Annotated in this window: 23 protein-coding genes, 1 tRNA gene and 1 pseudogene; 12 read left to right on the plus strand and 13 right to left on the minus strand. The window is 60.3% G+C overall.

The window, feature by feature from the left end; translation table 11 throughout:
* Positions 1-21: 21 nt before the first annotated feature.
* Positions 22-540 carry a GNAT family N-acetyltransferase gene (locus ACSQ2W_RS11245; RefSeq protein ID WP_436086314.1) on the plus strand — a complete coding sequence of 173 codons (519 nt, stop codon included), beginning with the start codon at positions 22-24 and terminating at the stop codon, positions 538-540.
* 7 nt (positions 541-547) lie between these two features.
* Here the strand turns inward: ACSQ2W_RS11245 and ACSQ2W_RS11250 are convergent, their stop codons facing one another.
* Positions 548-1,471, minus strand: a complete 924-nt coding sequence (locus tag ACSQ2W_RS11250; protein ID WP_436086315.1) for a DMT family transporter — start codon at positions 1,469-1,471, stop codon at positions 548-550.
* Between the two features lie 206 nt (positions 1,472-1,677).
* Here ACSQ2W_RS11250 and ACSQ2W_RS11255 point away from each other — a divergent pair, with 206 nt between their 5' ends.
* A complete protein-coding gene (locus ACSQ2W_RS11255; RefSeq protein ID WP_436086316.1) occupies positions 1,678-2,976 on the plus strand; it encodes an adenylosuccinate synthase in 1,299 nt (432 codons plus the stop codon).
* Between the two features lie 63 nt (positions 2,977-3,039).
* Positions 3,040-5,361, plus strand: a complete 2,322-nt coding sequence (locus ACSQ2W_RS11260; RefSeq protein WP_436086317.1) for a hypothetical protein — start codon at positions 3,040-3,042, stop codon at positions 5,359-5,361.
* Positions 5,362-5,433: 72 nt separating this feature from the next.
* Here the strand turns inward: ACSQ2W_RS11260 and rpoH are convergent, their stop codons facing one another.
* Positions 5,434-6,339, minus strand: a complete 906-nt coding sequence (rpoH, locus tag ACSQ2W_RS11265) for an RNA polymerase sigma factor RpoH (RefSeq protein ID WP_113004364.1) — start codon at positions 6,337-6,339, stop codon at positions 5,434-5,436.
* Between the two features lie 245 nt (positions 6,340-6,584).
* Positions 6,585-7,613: an RluA family pseudouridine synthase gene (locus ACSQ2W_RS11270; RefSeq protein ID WP_436086318.1), complete on the minus strand. Its 1,029-nt coding sequence runs from the start codon at positions 7,611-7,613 to the stop codon at positions 6,585-6,587.
* 31 nt (positions 7,614-7,644) lie between these two features.
* Between ACSQ2W_RS11270 and ACSQ2W_RS11275 the strand changes: the two genes are divergently transcribed.
* Entirely contained in the window at positions 7,645-8,028 is a 384-nt protein-coding gene (locus tag ACSQ2W_RS11275) for a hypothetical protein (RefSeq protein WP_436086319.1), read from the plus strand.
* Positions 8,006-8,868: pseudogene (locus ACSQ2W_RS11280) on the plus strand (TrmH family RNA methyltransferase). The gene ACSQ2W_RS11275 and the pseudogene ACSQ2W_RS11280 overlap by 23 nt, the downstream one beginning before the upstream one ends.
* Before the next feature lie 6 nt (positions 8,869-8,874).
* Here ACSQ2W_RS11280 and ACSQ2W_RS11285 read toward each other — a convergent pair.
* Positions 8,875-10,032: a hypothetical protein gene (locus ACSQ2W_RS11285; RefSeq protein WP_436086320.1), complete on the minus strand. Its 1,158-nt coding sequence runs from the start codon at positions 10,030-10,032 to the stop codon at positions 8,875-8,877.
* A gap of 150 nt (positions 10,033-10,182) precedes the next feature.
* Positions 10,183-10,716, minus strand: a complete 534-nt coding sequence (locus ACSQ2W_RS11290) for a DUF1134 domain-containing protein (protein ID WP_436087755.1) — start codon at positions 10,714-10,716, stop codon at positions 10,183-10,185.
* 334 nt (positions 10,717-11,050) lie between these two features.
* Between ACSQ2W_RS11290 and chpT the strand changes: the two genes are divergently transcribed.
* Complete coding sequence (gene chpT / locus ACSQ2W_RS11295; protein ID WP_436086321.1) at positions 11,051-11,698, plus strand: histidine phosphotransferase ChpT; 648 nt, start codon at positions 11,051-11,053, stop codon at positions 11,696-11,698.
* Positions 11,699-11,814: 116 nt separating this feature from the next.
* Positions 11,815-12,177 (plus strand): response regulator, encoded by a 363-nt coding sequence (locus ACSQ2W_RS11300; protein WP_436086322.1) that lies wholly within the window; start codon positions 11,815-11,817, stop codon positions 12,175-12,177.
* Positions 12,178-12,399: 222 nt separating this feature from the next.
* On the opposite strand, the gene ctrA is transcribed toward ACSQ2W_RS11300, so the two are convergent.
* Positions 12,400-13,098 carry a response regulator transcription factor CtrA gene (gene ctrA, locus ACSQ2W_RS11305; protein WP_018327818.1) on the minus strand — a complete coding sequence of 233 codons (699 nt, stop codon included), beginning with the start codon at positions 13,096-13,098 and terminating at the stop codon, positions 12,400-12,402.
* A gap of 442 nt (positions 13,099-13,540) precedes the next feature.
* On the opposite strand from ctrA, the gene ACSQ2W_RS11310 reads away from it, so the two are divergent.
* On the plus strand, positions 13,541-13,891 hold the full coding sequence (locus tag ACSQ2W_RS11310) for a flagellar export protein FliJ (protein ID WP_436086323.1): 351 nt from the start codon (positions 13,541-13,543) through the stop codon (positions 13,889-13,891).
* A 127-nt stretch (positions 13,892-14,018) separates the two neighbouring features.
* Here the strand turns inward: ACSQ2W_RS11310 and ACSQ2W_RS11315 are convergent, their stop codons facing one another.
* Both ACSQ2W_RS11315 and sciP read right to left on the minus strand, forming a co-directional pair.
* Positions 14,019-14,300 (minus strand): GNAT family N-acetyltransferase, encoded by a 282-nt coding sequence (locus ACSQ2W_RS11315; protein WP_436086324.1) that lies wholly within the window; start codon positions 14,298-14,300, stop codon positions 14,019-14,021.
* Between the two features lie 146 nt (positions 14,301-14,446).
* Positions 14,447-14,722: a CtrA inhibitor SciP gene (gene sciP, locus ACSQ2W_RS11320; RefSeq protein WP_436080164.1), complete on the minus strand. Its 276-nt coding sequence runs from the start codon at positions 14,720-14,722 to the stop codon at positions 14,447-14,449.
* 227 nt (positions 14,723-14,949) lie between these two features.
* On the opposite strand from sciP, the gene ACSQ2W_RS11325 reads away from it, so the two are divergent.
* The 3 genes from ACSQ2W_RS11325 (at position 14,950) to ACSQ2W_RS11335 (ending at position 17,308) form a co-directional block, all read left to right on the plus strand.
* On the plus strand, positions 14,950-15,696 hold the full coding sequence (locus ACSQ2W_RS11325) for a LuxR C-terminal-related transcriptional regulator (RefSeq protein WP_436086325.1): 747 nt from the start codon (positions 14,950-14,952) through the stop codon (positions 15,694-15,696).
* A gap of 172 nt (positions 15,697-15,868) precedes the next feature.
* On the plus strand, positions 15,869-17,065 hold the full coding sequence (mnmA, locus tag ACSQ2W_RS11330) for a tRNA 2-thiouridine(34) synthase MnmA (RefSeq protein WP_436086326.1): 1,197 nt from the start codon (positions 15,869-15,871) through the stop codon (positions 17,063-17,065).
* 166 nt (positions 17,066-17,231) lie between these two features.
* Positions 17,232-17,308 (plus strand) — tRNA-Met (locus ACSQ2W_RS11335).
* Between the two features lie 174 nt (positions 17,309-17,482).
* On the opposite strand, the gene ACSQ2W_RS11340 is transcribed toward ACSQ2W_RS11335, so the two are convergent.
* From ACSQ2W_RS11340 to ACSQ2W_RS11360, 5 genes are all read right to left on the minus strand, one after another.
* The gene (locus ACSQ2W_RS11340; protein ID WP_436086327.1) at positions 17,483-18,184 is read right to left on the minus strand and encodes an AAA family ATPase; all 702 of its coding nucleotides are present in this window, start codon (positions 18,182-18,184) and stop codon (positions 17,483-17,485) included.
* 148 nt (positions 18,185-18,332) lie between these two features.
* Positions 18,333-18,602 (minus strand): hypothetical protein, encoded by a 270-nt coding sequence (locus ACSQ2W_RS11345; protein WP_436082981.1) that lies wholly within the window; start codon positions 18,600-18,602, stop codon positions 18,333-18,335.
* Between the two features lie 193 nt (positions 18,603-18,795).
* Complete coding sequence (locus ACSQ2W_RS11350) at positions 18,796-19,191, minus strand: DUF1236 domain-containing protein (RefSeq protein WP_436080168.1); 396 nt, start codon at positions 19,189-19,191, stop codon at positions 18,796-18,798.
* 259 nt (positions 19,192-19,450) lie between these two features.
* Positions 19,451-19,618, minus strand: coding sequence for a hypothetical protein (locus ACSQ2W_RS11355; RefSeq protein ID WP_436086328.1), 168 nt, complete (start codon positions 19,616-19,618; stop codon positions 19,451-19,453).
* Positions 19,619-19,776: 158 nt separating this feature from the next.
* A complete protein-coding gene (locus tag ACSQ2W_RS11360) occupies positions 19,777-20,718 on the minus strand; it encodes an AraC family transcriptional regulator (RefSeq protein ID WP_436086329.1) in 942 nt (313 codons plus the stop codon).
* Positions 20,719-20,940: 222 nt separating this feature from the next.
* Here ACSQ2W_RS11360 and ACSQ2W_RS11365 point away from each other — a divergent pair, with 222 nt between their 5' ends.
* A complete protein-coding gene (locus ACSQ2W_RS11365) occupies positions 20,941-21,981 on the plus strand; it encodes an NAD(P)-dependent alcohol dehydrogenase (RefSeq protein ID WP_436086330.1) in 1,041 nt (346 codons plus the stop codon).
* Positions 21,982-22,045: the final 64 nt, after the last annotated feature.

Consider the following 22,045-nt stretch of genomic DNA (forward strand, 5'->3'; position numbering starts at 1 on the left):
TCGTTGACGAGAGTGAATGGCATGAACGAAAAAATCACGGTCTGGCGTCCCGCGGAATTGGCGGACATTCGCGTCATCTATGACATTCAGTGCATCGCCCATGCCCTTCAGCCCGAGGCGCATGATGTGCTTCTGGAACGGCTCACTCTTTGCCCTCAAGGATGTTTCGTCCTCGAAAGGGGCGGCGTGGTTTCGGGCTATGTTCTCAGCCATCCGTGGATCCGCCGCGCGCCGCCGCCGATCGATACGCAACTGGGTGCGATCCCGGTGAAGGCGGACATATGGTATCTCCACGACCTGGCGTTGCTGCCGGGTACGCGTGGCTCCGGCGCTGGCGCCACGGTTTCGGCGCTGCTTGCCGAGCAGGCGCGCCGGGCAGGTTACCGGACGTTGGCGCTGGTGTCGGTCAGTGGATCGCAGGGTTTTTGGGAGCGGCAAGGTTTTTCGGTTCGCATGGATGATGCACTGGCCGCGACGCTCGAGAGCTATGGCGGCCAAGCCGTCTATATGGAGCGAGATTTACCCTGCCGGGGAAATTGAGGGTGTGCTATCTCGCCTCTGCCTCTGCCTCTGCCTCTGCCTCTTGCCGCGGGCGCGGACGGCCACGTTCCGCAACCGCGATGCCGCCGAGCACCAGCACCATGGCGACGATATGGAAGGGCTGCAGGGCCTCGCCGATGAGAGCGATGGACAAAAGCGTGCCGAAGATCGGGATGGTGTTGATGAACAGGCCTGCCCGGTTGGGGCCGATCAGTTCGACGCCGCGCACATAGAGAATCTGCGAAACCAGAGAGGGCAGGAGGCCGGCATAGGCGACGATGGCCCACCCTTGAGCATCGGGCAAGACGAGCCGGTTCGCAGAAAGCTCCCAGATGACGAGCGGAATGCTGCTGACGAGCGCGCCGAAAGCCGATATCGCGATCAGGCTTTTCCAGTGAATGTTCGGTTTCCAGCGCAGTGCCACGGTATAACCGGCATAGACCAGCACGGCGGCCATCATCAGCGCGTCACCCTGATTGAGTTTGAGCGACAGGAGCGTGGTGAGATCGCCATGCGATGCGGTCAGCGCCACGCCAAACAGCGTCAGCGTGAAGCCTGCGATCTGTGCCATCGAGAAGGCCGTGCGGAACAACAGATAGTTCAACACGAAGATCACCATGGGAATGCCGGCCTGCTCGATGACGGCGTTGATGGCGCTGGTATGTTGCAGAGCCGAATAGAGGAATGCGTTGAACGCGGTGAAGCCGACCGTACCGTAGCCGAACAAAAGCAGCCAGTTCTTGCGGATCGCGGGAAAGTCGCGGCGCACCTGTGGTGCCGAGAAAATCAGAAGAACAATACAGGCGACCACCCAGCGCAGGCTCGTCAGCATCATCGGGCTGACATGCCCGACCGCCATCTTGCCCGCAACCGAATTCCCACCCCAGATCAATGTGGTAATGCAAAGAATGACGTATGCTTGGAGGTTCACAGGTGGCGCTTCCCTAGACTGCTTTTCAAGCCTCGTTGTGACCTGAGGCTTCCAGAGGTATCCTGATACAGGCTAAACCGAGTGGATGTCATGCAAAAACCCCAAATCCAAGCCTAAACAGGGTCGCTTTCCAAAAAACAAAACAGTATAGATGCGCGGGTTTGAAGACAGCGCAATGACGGGCGCGTGGAAACAGGAAAACTGAAATGACGAATGTCGTGGTGGTCGGATCGCAATGGGGTGACGAAGGCAAGGGCAAGATTGTCGACTGGCTCTCGGAGCGCGCCGATGTCGTCGTGCGCTTTCAGGGTGGTCACAATGCCGGCCATACCCTGGTAATAGACGGCACCAGCTACAAGCTTTCCCTCCTGCCTTCGGGCGTCGTGCGTCCCGGCAAGCTCGCCGTCATCGGCAATGGCGTCGTTATCGATCCGCATGCGCTGATCGCCGAAATCGAGAAGCTCGACAAGCAGGGTGTGACGATTACGCCGGAAAACCTGCGCATAGCCGACAATGCGACGCTCATCCTGTCGCTGCATCGCGAGCTCGACGGTATCCGTGAGGACGCGGCTTCCAACAGCGGCACCAAGATTGGCACCACCCGCCGCGGCATCGGCCCGGCCTATGAGGACAAAGTCGGTCGCCGCGCCATCCGCGTCATGGATCTCGCCGATCTCGACACGCTGCCGGCCAAGGTCGACCGCCTTCTGACCCACCACAATGCGCTGCGCCGCGGTCTTGGCGAGGTGGAAGTGAGCCATGAGGCGATCATGGCGGAACTGTCCTCCATCGCCGCCCGTGTCTTGCCATTCATGGATACCGTTTGGCTGCTGCTCGACCGTCATCGCCGCAAGGGAGCGCGCATCCTGTTCGAGGGTGCGCAGGGCACGTTGCTCGACATCGATCACGGCACCTATCCATTCGTCACCTCGTCGAACACTGTCGCAGGACAGGCGGCGGCAGGTTCGGGCATGGGCCCGGGTGCGCTCGGTTATATCCTCGGCATCACCAAGGCCTACACGACGCGCGTCGGCGAAGGACCGTTCCCGACCGAACTGCACGACGAAATCGGCCAGTTCCTCGGCGAAAAGGGCCATGAGTTCGGCACGGTGACGGGCCGCAAGCGCCGCTGCGGTTGGTTCGACGCCGCGCTGGTGCGCCAGTCGGTGGCAACCAATGGCATCACCGGCATCGCACTTACCAAGCTCGACGTGCTCGACGGTCTTGATGAACTGAAGATCTGCGTCGGTTACACCTTGGACGGCGTCGAGATCGACCATCTGCCGGCAAGCCAGGCGCAGCAGGCCCAGGCAAAGCCCGTCTACATCACGCTGGAAGGCTGGAAGGAATCGACTGTTGGCGCCCGCAAATGGGCGGATCTTCCGGCCCAGGCGATCAAATATGTCCGGCAGGTGGAAGAGCTGATCGGGGCGCCGGTCGCGCTGCTTTCGACCAGCCCCGAGCGCGATGACACGATACTTGTGACTGACCCGTTTGAGGACTAGTCTTCGCGTTTACGACTGGGCAAGGGTCTGGCGTAAGCACGCCGATTGTATGAGAAAGTTCTGATGGCGGATTTTGTTGCAGTTATTCGAAGGACCGTCGACGGTCTGTCGGACAATGTTCCCGAAATGCGGGCCAAGGTCTATGAAAAGGCCAGGGGCGCCGTCCGCCGTCAACTCGAAAGCATGAAACCTCGTCCCTCGGACGAGATGATCGAACGCCAGATGGTCAAGCTGGAGGCGGCGATCAACGAGGTGGAGAGAGACCACGCCGAAGCGCTTCCTGCACTTGGCGATGAACCGGTCGATTCGGTGGTCGAGGCTGCATCCGAGCCTGCGGAGGCAGTCGCGGAAACGGCAGCCGTCGACGAGGCCGAACCTGTCGAAGAGCCCGTGGCCGAGGAACCCCACGCCGCCGTTGCCGAAGAGCAGCATCATGAGCCGGTGGAAACCCATGATGCCGAACCGGCTCCTGCTATAGAGGAAACGGCCGAGCCCCCGGCCTATGCGGAAACGCTCGCGCACGAGACTGTCTCCGAGCCGGTTGCTGAGGTCGAGGAGATTCCTTCCGGGCAGGACGAATCCGCGCTTGCCACGGAACCTGCATTGCAACAGCCGGAATCCGTCGAGACCCACGAAGCCGTCGAAGCGCCGGCGCATGAGCCGGGCTACAGCGTTATTTCCGAGCAGCCTGACACCGTGCCGGTCGAGGCGTCTTCCCCGGACGATGTCCATGCGGCGGATGATTTGGAAAAGGAGCTCTTCGCGCAGTCGTCGAGAGCCGAAGACAAGCCGATGCCCTCCGCGTCGTCCGAGTGGGAACTGCCGGAATGGAACGATCCTGTTTCCGCCGCCGCTCACAGCGGATCCGTCTGGACCGAGGCGGCGGACGACGTTGCGATCACCGACGAAATTCCCGACCTGTCAGACTATCAGCCGGTCGAAACGGTTGCGCCGCCGCACGCCGATTCCAGCGGCAACGTACAGAAAGCCGCCGAACCCTCGCATTCCTGGGCATGGGACGACAGCGACCCCTTCGCCCAGAGCCCGGCGCCGGTTGCTGCGGATAGCACGGAACCCACCATTTCCGACTGGTCCTGGCCCGTCGAGAAACCCGCTGCTGTCGAGCCGGGGGGCGAGATACCTTCCGGTAACGCCTGGAACGACGTTGATGAACTGCTCGAACACGGCAGCGTCGCAACGGCTGCCGGTGCGGCGGCGGCCTTTCAGCAGAGCAGGGAAGCGGCGGGGGCTATCGCCGAGGACCTGTCGCTACCGTCCAGACCGGTTTCCTATCGCGCCGAGCCGAAGCGCTCGCCCATCAATCTCAAGGTCATCGCAGTTGCCGCGGCTTTCCTTATCGTCGTCGGCGGCGGGGCTTACGCCTATTGGCGAAACCAGGACGCGATCAATTCCTGGGTTGCGGCCACGATTGAGTCCCTGACGGCTGAGGTGCCGGGGCAGAAAACGCCGGATGCAGCCGGGCCGGAAGAGGGGGCCACGGACGTCACCACGCCGGAGACAAGCACGCAGACCGAGACGCCCCCCGGCACCGACGTTGCGTCGCTCGACAGCAACAGCACCAAATTCACGCAACGCCTGCAGGCGGATGGTACCGAAGTTGATCAGGGGCCAGCACCTGCACCGGGAGGGGAAGCTTCTGCCGCGGAAGGCAAATCGGTTGCCGCCCAGACGGAGGCAGGCACGCCGCAGGACACCGTGCAAGCAGCACCTGCAGGCCAGGCCGGAGACGCCCAGCCTGCCCAGCCGGTGCCTGAGCAGCAGACCGCCGCCAATCCGTCGACACAAGAGATCCCAGCCGGCACCCAGAAGATGTTCCTCTATGAAGAACGGCTCGGACAGTCCGCGCCGACGGCGATCGAGGGCAATGTCGCCTGGTCGGTGAAGGAAGAATCTCCGGGCGGCGACGCCAAGCCGGAACCGGTCGTCCAGGCGCAGATCAATGTACCGGAACGCGGTCTGACGGCGCTGATGACGATCAAGCGCAATGCCGACGCGTCGCTGCCTGCAAGCCACGTCATCGAGTTCGTTTTCTCGTTGCCGGAGAACTTCGAAGGCGGCAGCATCGAAAGCGTCCAGCGCGTCGCGATGAAGCGCAACGAGCAGGATCGCGGCGATCCGCTGATCGCTGTGCCCGCGAAGATCACGGAGGATTTCCACATGATCGCGCTGAACGACTTCCCCGAAGCCGTGGCGACGAATACCGAGCTTCTGCGCAGCCGCAGCTGGATCGATATTCCGCTGACCTATCGCAATGGCCGCCGCGCCCTGCTGACGCTTGACAAGGGCCCGGCGGGCACCGAGGCCTTCACCAAGGCCATGCAGGCCTGGAGCCTCGTCGCCAAGCCAAATCCCGCCGGCCAGTAGGGCGTGAAATCCGCATGAAAAAGCCGGCTGGGGAGCAATCCCCAGCCGGCTTTCTTATCCACTGCTTTTCTCTCAGGCGCCTTCGACGACGCGAAGCGAATTCTGTCGCTCGAGCGCTGCCTTGCGGACGGCGTCCTGAACCTTTTCGAAGGCGCGGACCTCGATCTGGCGAACGCGCTCGCGGCTGATGTCGAATTCCGTCGAAAGGTCTTCGAGCGTCACCGGCTCTTCGGTCAGGCGGCGCGCCTCGAAGATGCGGCGTTCACGATCATTCAGCACTTTCATGGCGCTCGACAGAAGGCCACGGCGGTTTTCCAGCTCGTCCTGCTCGATGAGCATTTCTTCCTGGGTGTCGTGTTCATCGACAAGCCAGTCCTGCCATTGGCCAGACTCGCCTTCCCCCGCCTTGATCGGCGCGTTGAGCGATGCGTCGCCAGAGAGGCGCTGGTTCATCGAGACGACTTCGGCTTCCGACACGTTCAGTGTCGTTGCGATATGCTTGACCTGCTCGGGCTTCAGATCACCCTCGTCGAGGGCCTGGATCTTGCCCTTGAGGCGGCGCAGGTTGAAGAACAGCCGCTTCTGATTGGCGGTCGTGCCCATTTTGACGAGCGACCACGAGCGCAGGATATACTCCTGGATAGAGGCCTTGATCCACCACATGGCATAGGTCGCCAGGCGGAAGCCGCGTTCCGGATCGAACTTCTTGACGGCCTGCATGAGGCCGACATTGCCTTCGGACACGACTTCGCCGATCGGCAGGCCATAACCGCGATAACCCATGGCGATCTTCGCCACGAGGCGCAGATGGCTGGTCACAAGCTGATGAGCCGCCTTGCGGTCGTCATGCTCCTGGTACCGCTTGGCGAGCATGTACTCTTCCTGCGGCTCGAGCATGGGAAATTTGCGGATTTCGTCAAGGTAACGATTGAGGCCGCCCTCTCCGGCGGTAATGGACGGTAACGTACTGCGGGCCATGATGCACCCCCCTTTCGCGTTCCGGCCTCCTTCTGGCAAGCCGGGCCTGTGGGTCTGTCCGACCCCACATGCTCCTAGATAAGTGCGGCGAAAGCATGATTCAAGGACTCCGGTTTCACACAGGCGTGAGGCCGGAGAAGCGAAGGCTTCATACGGGTTGCCACATGTAAATCGTGTTCGGTGGCAAAATATCAAGGGCTGAAATTCAACAAATCCGATCTTTTCCGGCCTCGGCAAAGTCGAACTTAAGTCTTCGCCTTCAATGCCTCGACCAGTTCACGCATATCGTCGGGAACCGGCGACTCGAAATGCATGGTTTCGCCGGTCGAAGGGTGCTGGAAGGCCAGCATGAAGGCGTGCAGCGCCTGGCGGGGGAAGCGGTTGACGACGGCCTTTGCCGTGTCAGGCAGCAGGTTGGCCTTGGTCTTGAACGCTGCGCCATAATCCTGGTCCCCGATCAGCGGGTGGCCGATATGGGCCATATGCACGCGGATCTGATGGGTGCGGCCGGTTTCGAGATGGCACTCCACCATCGAAGCGAGTGCGGTCGCATCCGGCTTTTCGTGATAGCGCTCGATGACTTCGTAATGGGTAATGGCTTCGCGTGCATCGTCCGTGCCTTCCTGCTTGACAGCCCGTTTGACGCGGTCGCCCGCGCGGCCGAGCGGCGCGTCGATCGTTCCCTTCAGGCCGCGCGGGCGCCCCCAGACGACAGCCATATAGGCGCGCTCCAGCGGACCGGTGCGGCCATGGTCGGCGAACTGGTCGGAGAGATGGCGGTGCGCCCCGTCGTTCTTGGCAACGACCATGACGCCGCTGGTGTCCTTGTCCAGGCGATGAACGATGCCGGGGCGCTTGACGCCGCCGATGCCCGACAGGCTGTTGCCGCAATGATGGATCAACGCGTTGACCAGCGTACCCGTCCAGTTGCCGGCGCCGGGATGAACGACGAGGCCGGGCGGCTTGACCAGCACGATCAGGTCGTCATCCTCGTATAGCACATCAAGAGGGATATCCTCGCCTTTGGGTTCCGGGTCTTCCGGCTCAGGCAGGCCGATCTCGAAGACATCGCCGGGCTGCACCTTCTTCTTTGCTTCCTTGATGGTCTTGCCGTTGACGGTGACCTCGCCCTGTTCGATCAGGCTCTTGATGCGGTTTCGGGAAAACTCACCGGCCAGCGCCTCGGTCAGGAAAGCGTCCATGCGGCCGCTTGCTTCCTCATTTGCGGTCAGGACTTTCCTAATCGTCGGGGCTTGTTTAAAGGGATCGCTCATTCTTCGTTCCATTCCGCAGGTAAGGCCACTCATGTCTACTCAGAAACCAGACGAACAGGAAGAAAAGCCGCTCGATCCGGTGATGGAGAACGTGCGCCGCAAGATGATCCGTCTGCAGCTTGTCTCGGCCGGTGTCATGTTGGTGATGCTTATGGTCGTGCTCGGAGCGATTGTCTACAAGCTAACACGGCTGAGCGACCAGGATGCGCCGCAAACGGCCACCGTTTCAGTTCCGAGCGATGCGCCACGGACTGCCGTTGCCGCCCTGCCGGCCGGGTTCGAGGTCAAGGATGTGGCCCTGTCGGGCGGCCAGATCCTGTTCTACGGCGCTGCCGGTGGTGGAGACATGAGGGCGATCGTCTTCGATATCGCTGCGGGCCGCATCACCGCGGATGTTGCCGTCAAGCCGAACTGAACGGGATAGTCTCGTGGCGAACGCTTCTGTCCGCATCGACGACCCGGCTGATCCGCGCATCGCCGGCTTCGTGTCGATCAAGGAACGGGACCTCACCGGGCGGCACGGCCGGTTTATCGCCGAGGGAACCGTCGTGCTGCGTATGCTTGCCGCCGCGCATCGCGCTGGCCGCGGCATAGAGGTCGAGGCGATCCTTTTGCTCGAAAACCGGGTCAGCGGTCTCGGCGACATTCTCGCTGAATTTCCGGCGGACATTCCGGTCTATGTCGCCAATACCGCGGTGTTTGATGCCATTGCCGGTTTCCATATGCATCGTGGTGTGCTGGCGCTTGGCAAGAACGACCAGGCGCCTCGAATGGATGCCCTGGTCGGCGGTCTTCCCGCGAAAAGCCTGGTGCTGGCAGCCTGCGGCATCTCCAATCACGACAATATGGGGTCGATGTTCCGCAATGCCGCGGCATTCGGCGCCGATGCGGTGCTGATGGACGAAGCCAGTTGCGATCCCATGTACCGCAAGGCGATCCGCGTGTCCGTTGGTTCGGTGCTGACGGTGCCTTTTGCCCGCGAGGGATCGGCTGCCGGACTTGTGTCGAGACTGCAGGAGGCAGGGTTTTCGATCTGGGGGCTGTCGCCGCGCGGGCAAACCGACCTGCGTGATATTCCGCCATCGCCGCGCACGGCGCTTCTGGTGGGCACGGAAGGCGAAGGATTGCCACAGCATATCCTGTCCTCGATCCGCACTGCGCGTATCCGCCAAAGGCCCGGTCTCGACAGCCTCACGTCGCGACCGCGACCGGCATTGCGCTGCATCAGGTCGCGATGATCAACGGGTTTATTTGACGTCGTTTATGGCTGCTCCGGCTGCAGCATGTTCTTGACGCGACTGGCGAGGCTTTTTTCGCCCCCCTCGGTCCGTGTGCTCGCTGGTTTGAGAAGTGCCGGTATCGGCGAGGCCGAGCCCTCCTTTGCCGCAGTCAAGGCCACCATGGTTGCCGCGATATCGGCAATCTCCTCCCGCAGGGCGTCGTCATGCGACGCTGTTTTCGAATTGACCAGCCGCTCCGACAGCGCAGCCGCCCGGTTGCGGGCGTCATCGGCTGGCACGGTCAGATCGATCGCGACACTTGCGGAGAGGGGATTGCCTGCGGTCGCATTCACGGACAGGCCATCGGCGATAAGATTTTCCGGCAAAGACTGCTTCTCTTTCCGCGCAGGCATCGTCAGGCCGGCAGTGCCGGCATCCCTGAGCTTTGCCTTCAACCGCTCGATTTCCGCTGCACGGCGCTCCAGGAAGCTGTCCTTGTCCGCATTGGCAGCAATTGCCCTTGCCAGCTTGGCTTCGAACTGGCGGATGCGGGTTTCGTCGCGGGCAATGCGGGCTTCCAGCTCGCGCGCTTTGGCGCTTTCCGCTCTCAGCTCGTTGCGCAGGTTTTCGCGCTCGTCCCTCAACCCGGCAATGCGGCTTTTCAGGTTTTCCGCCTCCGTGTCGTAGGTGGCGGCGTCTATCTTCAGGCTGTCCAGATCGCTGGTGAAGTGGCCCAACTGACGGTGCAAGGTCTTGATGTCGGTGTTCTTCTTGACGCTGTCGCGTTCAACATCCGCCAAACTTGCTTTCAGCCGCTCAATCGTCTGCTCCAGTTGGCGGATGGCGGAACGCAGGTCGGCAGCCTCGACATTCATGTCGGCGACCTGGGTATGCAGATCGGCATTTTCGCCGGCGACACGCTGCGCTTCCTTCCGGACGGCATTATTCTGCAGCATGAGCGTGACGTTCTTGTCGCGCTCGCGCTTCAGGACCTGGCTGGTGCGGGCGTTTTCGGCGGCATAACCGGCGCGCGCCGCATCCTTCTGTGCCCGCACTTCCTGTGGAGACAGCGGCATCGTCGCCTTCAACCGGTCTTCGGCGAAACGGACGATGCGCTTGTGGACGACCGGAGCAGCCAGAAGGCCGAGAATAACCGCCGTCAGGAAACCGAGTGCAAACAGGAGTGCGAATTCAATCAAGGGCTGGCCATTTCAATTCGAAGTACGCGGCGACGGTTCTCGTTTCAGTCGCTCGAAGGCATAACGATATCATCACTGCAAGTATTCGCGGACGCGCCTTTTTTGCAAGACGCGTCCGCGCAAGAAATGATGGAAGGTCGCGCGTATTTCTCAGAAGGGGTTCCAGGTAGGCTGCTCGGTGAGCTTCAGATAACCGACGTTGATGCCAAGCCGTGCGCCGATCCCTGTGCGGATGGGCACCAGCACGATGTTGTCATCGGTCAGCACGGTCATGCCGACGCCTGCCACTACATAGGCCGAGCCGGAGACGCCGCCGAAGCGCTTGTAGAGCGAGGGGACGGCTGGAAGATTGTAGACCAGCATCATCGCGCGACTGCCCTGGCCGCCCCAGTCGATGCCAAGCGACGGGCCCTGCCAGAACACGTTGTGCTGGCCCGCATTCTTTGTGTAGAGGCTGCCTTCGCCATAGGTCAGCCCGGCCACGAACGCGCCGGAGCCCTCCTGGCCAAGAATGTAGCCGTTCGGCAGTCCGTATTTGGAAAATGCGTTCTCGATCACTTTGGCAAGGCCGCCGGATGTCGATCCGAAGAAGCCGTGACCGGCGTCAACGATTTCCTGCATTGTGTACTGGCTGCCGTTGGCACTCTGCGCCTGCGAAGCGGATATGAGGCTGAAGACAGCCATCAACGTCACGAGCGCGTGCAGAAGGGTGGTTTTCACGGCATTGGCGATCCGCTGCATAGTTTTCTCCGTAAATCCGGGAGCGGCCGGGCGATTTCATTCGCAGGCCGTTGTCTTGCCCCGTTCCGTCTTGTCGATGGTCCGGGCTGATTGTCAGCAATTTGAACCGATGATCTTAACAATCGGTTTACCAAATGTGGTGTCTTTATGATCTTCGCCCTTGACGCTATGTCCGCGCAATCTTCGCGGGCTACACCGTGCTGGGCAAAAGCATCGCGGAAGGCCGCCTGACCACGCTTATGAGCCGGAAGTCGAAGACGGCTATTGAGGAAACGACATGGGAAAGAACCCGAACCTGACCTTGACCGGTCCTGACCTTGCAGCGCTTCTGTGCAGCCGCGTCTGCCACGACATCATTTCTCCTGTGGGCGCCATCAACAACGGCCTCGAGCTGCTGGACGAGGGCGGGGCGGATGCCGATGCCATGGACTTGATCCGCACCAGTGCGCTCAATGCCTCTGTCCGGTTGAAGTTCGCGCGGCTCGCTTTCGGCGCCTCCGGTTCGGTGGGCGCATCGATTGATACCGGCGAAGCCGAGAAGGTGGCGAAGGATTTCGCCTCCGTCGAAAAGAAGACCGAAGTCACCTGGACCGGCCCGCGCGTGATCATCGCCAAGAACCGGGTGAAGCTGCTGCTCAATCTTTTCCTCATCGCCTATGGCGCTATTCCACGTGGCGGCAAGATCGAGGTCGTGCTGGAGAATCCGGAATATGACGCCGTCTTCAAGCTGATCGCCAGGGGACGGATGATGCGCGTGCCGCCGAAGCTGATCGAGCTTCTGTCCGGTACGCTCGAAGAAGCGGTCGATGCGCACACGATCCAGCCCTATTACACGGTCCTGCTTGCCGAGGAGGCCGGCATGGAGATCGCGGTCGATTCGACACCGGAGGAGATCGTCTTTTCCGCAAAGATGACCGAAGCCTGAGGCGCGTCCCAAGATAAATCTCTTTTTAACCCACGCGGTAACAGAATCTTTGCCAAACCAGCATACGGTTGTTGTTAGGGAATGACTCCCGCTTAGGTATAAAGAAGGAGCTAGAGATGCAACGGTTAATGATTGCCGATGATTCTGACGTCGTACGCAAGGTTGGAAAGCGCATTCTCTCCGGCTTGAATTTCCTGGTGTCCGAGGCCGCCAACGGCCTTGAGGCTCTCGTTCGTTGCGAAGCGGAATTGCCGAATATCATCATTGTCGATGCGGCTCTCGACGGCGCGCTGGACCTCATTGCCAATATCCGCAACCTGCCCGACGGAAAGACCGTGCGCATCTATTATTGCGTTGTCGAAGCCGACCTGAAGAAGATGATGGCCGGCAAGCGGGCCGGGGCTGACGACTTCCTCCTGAAGCCGTTCGACCGCAAGATTCTGACCAGCGTCTTCGGCAGCCGGTCGGTCGCTGCCTGATCACACGTCATCCGCCGATGTCCGCCAGATGAAGCCGCCGCCTCGGGCCGCGGCTTTTTTGTGCATTTTGGGCGCCTTGGGCGACCGTCTCGATTCATCCGGGCCCAAAACGAAAAAAACCGCCATCTCTGGCGGGTTTTCACAGTCATTGCGGCGCGATCGGCCGTGGCGTCACCACATATGCGGAAGGTGGGACGCCGCGAGCCGAAGAGCCGGCAAAAATCAGGCGCTTTCTGCGTAATCGCCGTCCGGCTCGCGCAGCACATAGCCGCGGCCCCAGACCGTCTCGATATAGTTCGCGCCGCCGGCGGCATTTGCCAGCTTCTTGCGCAGCTTGCAGATGAACACGTCGATGATCTTCAGTTCCGGTTCGTCCATGCCGCCATAGAGGTGGTTGAGGAACATTTCCTTGGTAAGGGTGGTGCCCTTGCGGAGCGAGAGCAGCTCCAGCATCTGGTATTCCTTGCCCGTCAGGTGGACGCGCTGGCCGCCGACTTCGACGGTCTTGGCATCCAGGTTGACGATGAGCTCGCCGGTGGAAATCACCGACTGCGCATGGCCCTTGGAGCGGCGGACGATCGCATGAATGCGGGCGACAAGTTCGTCCTTGTGGAAGGGCTTGGTCATGTAGTCGTCGGCGCCGAAGCCGAGGCCGCGAACCTTGTCCTCAATGCCGGCCATGCCGGAGAGGATGAGGATCGGCGTCTTGACCTTGGACAGGCGCAGCGTTCTCAAAACCTCATATCCGGACATGTCCGGCAGGTTGAGATCGAGCAGAATGATGTCGTAATCATAGAGCTTGCCGAGATCGACGCCCTCTTCACCAAGATCGGTGGTGTAAACGTTAAAACTTTCCGACTTGAGCATCAGTTCGATGCTCTGCGCTGTCGCGCTGTCGTCTTCAATCAGTAGAACCCGCATAATTGTCCCCTTTTCCGCCGCCGAAAGGTCGTTGATGGCCCCCTTACGCGATACGGATCCAGTCGTTGCCTGATTTGGAGGCTGCCAGCAAATGGTTAACAAATTCTGATTCACTCTGGCAAGGTGTATCGGAAATGTTAAATATTTTTTGCAGTCCTCTGATTTTGCATGTGAATCTAGAATGACATTCTTAACGCGCCACATTAAGAAAATCGGCTATCTGACTCATCCGACTCAATCTATGCCGAACCTCAAATTTAACATCCGGCATTTACTGACCCTTAAATGATCGTCCCTATGATTAACGATGCCCGTAAACGAAAGGTTACCAGCGGTAGGATTTTGTTAAGATCGCTGGAATTTTTTCATTTTCCGACACGGCAGGTCGGTTGGACGGGCCATAATCCAGTAACCGGGGTCTCGCATCACGGGAGTATTGCGTATGAAGTCACGTGAGAGCCTTGTTCGCCTGAAGGAATTTCAGGTGAAGGAGAAACAGCGTCAGTTGAACCAGCTTCAAATGATGATGGCCGAATTTGAGCGGATGACCAAGGAATTGGAAAACCAGATCACGTTCGAAGAGAAGAAATCGGGGATCTCCGATCCTGCGCATTTCGCCTATCCGACGTTTGCCAAGGCTGCCCGGCAGCGGGCCGACAACCTGCAGGTCTCGGTTCGCGAATTGAAGGTGCAGCAGGATGCGGCGGAACTGGCGCTGGAGGAAGTGCAGGCGGAATTCGCCAAGGCAGCCGCGCTTGAAGAACGCGATAGCAGCGTTCGCATGCGCGCCTGAGGCGTTTCAGCGGCGCACAAAGCTAGAGGGCGCACAAAACGACAGGCCCTTCTGACGGACTTGCCTCAAGTTCGTCAGAAGGGCTGCGTGCGTTTTTGGTGCAGTGCGGGTAGGCGCGTGCGCAATCCTATGCCTGGATGACATCCTGCCATTCGGGATGGCGGTGCGTCTGGGCGCGCATGAACGGGCAAAGCGGAATGATCTTCCAGCCGCCCTTGCGGGCCTCCTCGATCGCATGGGCAGCGAGCGCCTGTCCGATGCCCCTGCCGCGCAGCGCGTCGGGAACGGCGGTGTGATCGATGATGATCAACTGTGACGACGACCTGGAATAGGTCATTTCGCTGGTGTGACCTTCGACCACCACGCTATAGCGGCCGTGCGAGCCGGCTTCCTCAAGTCTGATATCCATGCGTCCACCCATCCGGATTGTCTGCTTGTGGATATTTGGCATGCCGCGAGCAAAAAGCGAAGGTGGCTGGCACCTTGAAAACGCTTCGGGCGGCTGCCGGGTTCGTGGCAACCGCCCGAAAAAAGGTTTCGCCTAGCGCGCGCCGATCAGTGGCGGTACTGCTGGATGCGCGTTGTGCGCAGACCGGCGAGGCCGTGGTCGTTGATGGAGCACTGCCAGGACAGGAATTCTTCGACGGTCAAGGTGTAACGTTCGCAGGCTTCTTCCAGACTGAGGAGCCCGCCACGAACGGCGGCGACGACTTCAGCCTTGCGGCGGATCACCCAGCGACGGGTATTGGCCGGCGGCAGGTCTGCAATCGTCAAGGGGCTGCCATCGGGGCCGATGACATATTTCACGCGGGGTCGTATCATTTCGGTCATTGGACTCTCTACACATACTCAAGACCATATCCGCCCAACCTACCTTGCCACATTTAACATTTGCCTAAGCGCACGGTAACAATTTGCTTACAATTTTAGAGACTTCCGGGACGTTGCTGCCAACGGACCTGAGATTTGTCCGCCCTGCAGTGCTGGCCGAGGGGAGGGGCGTGTGCCGCAAGGCAAATAGTTTTGAATGGCGTCGTCCGGCAAGTGGTGATCGAAATATGAGAAACCCTGACAAGCTGGCCTTGCGGAGCGAGGCGTATGCTGATTTCCTTTCCGGCATGAACAGTTCCGCAATCCAGACGGAGTACGAAGTGCTGCATCTGATGCGCCAGTGCACGGCGCAGTTTGGCTTCAGCCACTTCATGATCGCGCGCCTTCCCTCCGGCGAGCAACAGCGCTTTGCCGAGCGTCTTGTGCTGAGCAGTTGGTCATCCGACATGGTGCGGCAATATGATGCCGCCGCCGTGTTTCATGTGAGTGCGCTGATCGAGCGGCTGCGTCAGACGAGGCTGCCGATTTTCGGCGAAACGGCCGTCCTTCTGAACGCGCAATGTGACAATGCCGTCGATGCCATCGGTGCGCTGTTTGCGGGCCAGGCGATGCGCAACGCCTTTGCCGTCCTCATGCATACGACGTCCGGCGAGGCTTTTGCCATCCTCCTTTCTGGCGCCCGCACCGAGCCCGACAGGGCCGAGACTGCGGATCTCTACCTGACCCTGCTGCAACTCTTCGAGACCCTCGAGCGCACCTTCGAGGCCGGGGTCTCGGCACGCGACAAGCTGTCGGCCCGTGAGATCGAGTGCCTGCGCTGGGCTGCGGCCGGCAAGAGCAGCGACGAGATCGCCATCATCCTCGGTATTTCCGTCTATACGGTCTCGAGCTATTTCAAGACGGCGACGCGCAAGCTCGATGCGGTCAACCGGATGCAGGCGATCGCCCGCGCCCTGCGGATGAAGCTGATCTGAAGCACGTTTTCAGGGTGCTCTTGTCCATATCCTCGCGACTTTCTATATAGCGGGCTTGCGGGTCGGCGCAGTTGCCGGACGCGCTTCGCTGCGGCATTGGCCGTTTGCAGGAAACAGGGTATGGTCGCGCCGCCGAAACCCGCCGATGGACCGGAATGCCGGATTGGAAACCGTGAACAGTCTCGATTTTGATCGCAAGCCCGAAGATACGCGCGTCGTCGTTGCCATGTCCGGCGGCGTCGACAGCTCCGTCGTGGCCGGCATCCTGAAGCGCGAGGGCTATGATGTTCTCGGCATCACCCTGCAGCTCTACGATCATGGTGCTGCCGTGCACCGGGCCGGTTCCTGCTGCGCCGGCCAGGATATCGACGACGCCCGCCGCGTCTGCGAAGTCCTTGGCATTCCGCATTACGTGCTCGACTATGAACAGCGCTTTCGCGAGACCGTCATCAATCCCTTCGCTGAAAGCTACGTCGCCGGCGAAACGCCGATCCCGTGCGTCGCCTGCAACCAGACGGTCAAGTTTGCCGATCTGCTCGCGACCGCGCGCGAACTCGGCGCCGATGCACTGGCGACAGGCCACTATATTCGCTCCCGCGCCAATCCTCAGCCCGGGGCTCCCGGCCGCCGCGCGCTTTTTCGCCCAACTGACGCCGATCGCGACCAGAGCTATTTCCTCTTCGCCACGACGCAGGAGCAGATCGATTATCTGCGCTTCCCGCTTGGCAGTCTCACCAAGGCCGAAACCCGAGCGCTGGCCGAAGACATGGGCCTCGTCGTCGCCAAGAAGGCCGACAGCCAGGACATCTGTTTCGTGCCGCAGGGCAAATATTCCGATATCGTCTCGAAGCTGAAGCCGAATGCGGCGCTGTCGGGCGATATCGTCCATCTCGATGGCCGGGTACTCGGCAGCCATGAAGGCATCCTGCATTACACGATCGGCCAGCGTCGCGGCATCGGCATCGCCACCGGCGAACCGCTTTACGTCGTGCATCTCGACGCGCGCTCGCGCCGCGTCATCGTCGGTCCGAAGGAAGCGCTGGAAACGCGTCGCGTTTACCTGCGCGACGTCAACTGGCTGGGCGACGGCGATATCCATGACGTGGCAGCCAACGGCTTCGCCTGCTTCGCCAAGGTCCGCTCCACCCGCCAGCCGGCAGCCGCTATCCTGCGCGCCGATGCCGGCGGCATCTCCGTCGAGCTTCTGGAGGGCGAGGCGGGGGTTGCTCCCGGCCAGGCCTGCGCGCTCTATTCCGGAACCGGCGAGGACGCCCGCGTCTACGGCGGCGGATTCATCCTGCGCTCCGAACGCGAAGCGGCCGCCGAGGCGGCGCTGAAGGGCCTGCTGCAGAGCTCGGCCGCGGCCTGAGCGGGGCAGGGGCGCCTGCCGCCCCTTGCTCGGCATATTGTTCACGGACCGTTGGAAAACTTCCGATTTTTTAAAACGGCTCGGCTTGACACCGGCATGAACCGCACCTTATAAGCCGCCCACTGACGGCGACGACAGCGGCCAAGGCCGCGTCAAACGTCCCGGCGGCGGGGTAGCTCAGGTGGTTAGAGCAGCGGAATCATAATCCGCGTGTCGGGGGTTCGAGTCCCTCTCCCGCTACCATTTTTCCATGTCCGGCTCGGAGACCTAGGTAACAGCTTGTCCCTATGACATGGGTGACAACCTCGTGCCGAACGGCCACAAGCCTTGATCAGGATTCCAAACCAAGATCAGTCTTCTAAATACCGCTCCGGAGTTGACAAAAAACGCTTCAGCAAGCGAACGCTAGTCAACTCATCATAGCGTTTCTCCCGCGATGCCTTCTGACCCAAGCTCGTAGATCGTGGCTTCTGGCAAAGCCAGCAAAATCGGGGAATGAGTAACGACAATAAACTGCCCACCGTCAACTGACACCCGACGAAGGAGCTGTACAAGCTGAATCTGGTTGCTTGCGGAAAGCGGTGTTTCCGGCTCGTCTAGTAGATAAAGCCCGCCTCCATGTAGACGTTCATACATCAGATCCAAAAAGCTCTCTCCATGAGAGCGGCTATCAATTTCGTTCCCGCGAATAATCGACTTTTTTACTTTCTCGAAATCTAGTGCCTCCGAACCGCTCTGTCTTTCAGTCTCATATCGGAATTCGTCGAGGCGCTCCTCATTAAGTGCCCTTACATATCCCAAGACGTCTTCAGCACGGAAAAACATCTTTATGCGAGGATAACGCATGCGAGAGAAATAATAATTTCTCGCCAATTCTGCAGCGTAAGACAGATAGGGATCATCTATGACCCTACCGCTAAACCCAAGGGCGTAAGCATCGATACCTGCTCCGATTGCTTCAAGAACGGTCGATTTTCCTGACCCGTTCTCACCTGTCAAGAAAGTAACCGGAGATTTGAACTCCAACTTGTCAAGAGACTTAATGCTGGGGACGGAAAATGGGTATTGATCCTCATGCAGCGGCTTTTCGCGGCGAGTCATACAATTCAGATATATCATGCTTTGCCAACTCCGCAGTCAGCGTGCCAATGAACGTTTGGCACGCTGAGATTATCTAGGCTTCTCAAACCCATCCCCCGCTTGAGGATTTCACCCACTACGGGGTCGTATAAACCGCCTTGTTAGTATTCGATCGGCGCCGAAATCCTCAGTCAAATGAGAAAAAGTCCGGCCGGACGCGTTCGCGTCTGATCAGCGTGAGGGAGCGGTCCGGTTCGATCCTGTAGGTCTCGATGGCCATGCGGCCGGTCTCGTCGATGATCTGATTGGTGAATGTGCTGCCGATCGGCGCCTTCGTCAGTTTCGTGCGCGGCTGGTGGCCGCCGTAGGTGATGCTTCCGGGGATCGGCTCAACCCGTGATGGCGTGCAGGATGTGAGTATGATCAATATCGCGCAGCCTGAAATCAGATTTTTCATCATATCGCTCTCCGTCGTGCAAACGCGATACACGTTACTCTGGGAAATACCGCGGGAGAACTGAAACCTGCTGACGTGAGCTTCGGACTTCTCGGGATGCGGCCGGGCGGTTGTCGAGGAACGCAACGGGCTTGCCCGGACCAAAAAGGGCGGACCACCGTCCGCCCCCTTCTGCTCCATGCGATGACCGCTTTTATCGTATGATCTGCACGACCGTGTAGGTCTGCGGGTCGACGATCACACGCTGGTTGTTGACTACCGCATAAGCGTAGCGTGTGTCTTCCGGTACGGGCATCAGCACGACATCGCGCGGGATCGGTTTACCGACCACCAGCGGCTGCTCGATGATGACCGATTGCGGCAGCGGCTGCTGTTCCACATAGGTCACCACCCTTTTCGGCGGCGCATCGATCGCGGCACCGGCCGCCAGGCCGACAACGCCGCCCACGGCAGCACCAACCGGACCGCCGACGATGGCGCCCGTGACCGCGCCGCCGGCGGCACCGGTAATGGCGCCATCCTCTGCGAGCGCAGCGGTGGACATCATGCCGAGAACGGCCGCGGAGGCGATCAGGATCTTGGTTTTCATGGCTCACTCCTTTCGTTTGTCATGGCCATGTGGTTGACAATGCGGGAGGAGGAGGGATCGTTCCGAAAAATATCATCGCAAATTGTTTCGCGAAGTAACGCCGCGTTAGCCAGTTTTCGCGCGGAATGCTGTCAAACGGCTTGGCGATACGGCTGGGAAGGTCATCGCCGCCGCCGGGGGGCGTTGGAAAATGTGCTTTTGAACGTTCGCCAATCGACGGAGCAGCCGCGTGCCCTGCCGGGAAAACGGCACCGCGGCATCAGCGCATGATGAAATAGATCGCTGCGCCCCAGAACAGGACGCCGGCCAACACGGCGGCGGCCAGCGCCTTTATGCGCAGCGTCGGCGAGAAGGCCCCCTTCGCGACTCCAAGGTCCCGATGATCTTCTGCGAACGCCGAATAGCCGTCTCTTCGGTGATTTGCCATCACATGCTCCTCGCCTCTGTGTGCAAGAAAGGTAGGGAAATGCCGTTGAGGAAGTCGTGCGAGAAAGGAGACAATTTTAACGACCGAAAGGATTGGCCCATCGCGACGGCCGCGCGCCAGGCAAGGCGCAGTTCCAATACGCCTCTTGAGCAAGCGTTTTATCCCTCGCTCAGCATTTCCGCACCGCCCGTCAGCCGGTCCATCAGGCTGCGGCGGACGCGACCGACATCGCGCCGCGGCGGCTCGCCGTACTGCCGGGCATATTCGCGGCTGAACTGCGACTGGCTTTCATAACCCACCTGATGGCCCGCCGATCCCGCATCGAGCATTTCTTCCAGCATCAGCCGGCGCGCTTCCTGCAGGCGCAACTGCTTCTGGTACTGCATCGGGCTCATGGCGGTGATTGCCTTGAAATGATGGTGCAGCGAGGAAACGCTCATGCTGACGCGGCTGGCGAGCTCCTCGATCTTCAGCGGCAGGGCGTAATGCTCTTTCAGCCAGACGCAGGCGCGGTTGATCTGGTGCGACTGGCTGTCTGTGACGGCCATCTGGCGCAGACGGCCGCTTTGCGGTCCGGTTAGTAGCCGGTAGATGATCTCCTGCTCGATCAGCGGCAGCAAAGCCGTAACATCGGCCGGCCGGTCCAGCAACCTCAGCAGCCGCGCGGCGGCATCTTCGAGCTCCGGCGTCAGCGTGCTGACGGCCATGCCGCGTTCGGCAGGGGCGGGGCTGCGATCCCCTGGGCTGGCATGTCCCACGAGCCCGGCGACCTTGGCCGTGTCGATCTGGAATATCATGCTGAGATAAGGCTCTTCAGCGGTCGCCTCGATGATCTGGGTGGTGACGGGTAGGTCGATCGAGGTCAGCAGATAGTCGCCGCGGCCGTAGCGATAGACGTCGTCGCCGAGCATGACCTGTTTTGCGCCCTGCGCGATTAGCGCCAAACTCGGCTTGTAGGAGCCGCAGGCCTTGGTTCCCGTCCCAGCGTGCCGATGAACGCTCAAACCCGGGATCGCTGTTGGATGATCCCCATCTTCCTTGGTAAAACGGGCAATGAGATCAATCAGTTCTTGACTATGCGGGCTTCTTGAATCTGTCATAATCCAAAGTCTTTCCAGCTATTTAGATATCCTCACGCAACCCGACAGTTAATCTCTTAACGCGTGTTTGCAAAACTACGGCGACAAGTTTTGCAGGATCGTACAATAATTTTGCAGGATTACTCTAACACCTGTTCGCCGCTGTCTGCATAGTGCGCTTCCGGGGAGAGGCCGTTCGTGCTTCCATCACAATCCCCGCCTCATCACATAAAGGAGTGACCCATGGCCCTGGCAAGAGGATATGCGGCGACGGATGCGTCGAAACCGCTGCAGCCCTTCACGTTCGAACGGCGCGAACCGCGCGAGGACGACGTCGTCATCAGTATCAAATATTCCGGCATTTGCCATTCGGACATTCATCAGGCCCGCAACGAATGGGGCAATTCGATGTTTCCGATGGTTCCCGGCCACGAGATTGCCGGCATCGTAACCGCGGTTGGCGACAACGTGACGAAATTCAAGGTGGGTGACCGGGTCGGTGTCGGCTGCTTCGTCGATAGCTGCACGACCTGCGCCAGCCGCGACCTCGATCTCGAACATTACATGCCGGGCCTCGTTGTGACCTACAACGGCATGGAGGCCGACGGAAAGACGCCAGCGCAGGGCGGCTATTCCGATCACATCGTCGTCAAGGAAGGCTATGTCCTCTCCATTCCGGAGCATCTGCCCTTCGAGGCGACGGCACCGCTGCTTTGCGCCGGCATCACGCTCTATTCGCCGCTGCGCAAGTGGGGTGCCGGTCCGGGCAAGAAGGTGGCGATCGTCGGCATGGGTGGCCTCGGCCATATGGGCGTCAAGCTCGGCCATGCGATGGGCGCGGAGGTGACCGTGCTCAGCCAGTCGCTGTCGAAGAAGGAAGACGGCCTCAAGCTGGGCGCCGATCACTATTACGCCACCAGCGATGCGGAGACCTTCAAGACGCTGGCCGGCACGTTCGACCTGATCCTGTGCACCGTCTCGGCGGAAATCGACTGGAACGCCTATCTCGGCCTGCTCAAGGTGGACGGGACGCTCGTCCTGCTCGGCGTTCCGGAAAAGCCGGTGCCGGTGCATGCCTTCTCGCTCATTCCGGGCCGCCGCTCGATTGCCGGCTCGATGATCGGCTCGATCAAGGAAACGCAGGAGATGCTCGATTTCTGCGGCGAGCACAACATCGTCTCGGACATCGAGCTGATCCGCATGGATCAGGTCAACGAAGCCTATGAGCGTGTCATCAAGAGCGACGTGCGCTACCGCTTCGTCATCGACATGGCGACACTTTAGAAAGAGTTGCCCCTCATCCGGCCTGCCGGCCACCTTCTCCCCGCATGCGGGGAGAGGGTTAGGG

Source organism: Pararhizobium sp. LjRoot255, assembly GCF_964252905.1.
In the GTDB taxonomy this organism is placed as follows: Bacteria; Pseudomonadota; Alphaproteobacteria; order Rhizobiales; family Rhizobiaceae; genus Pararhizobium.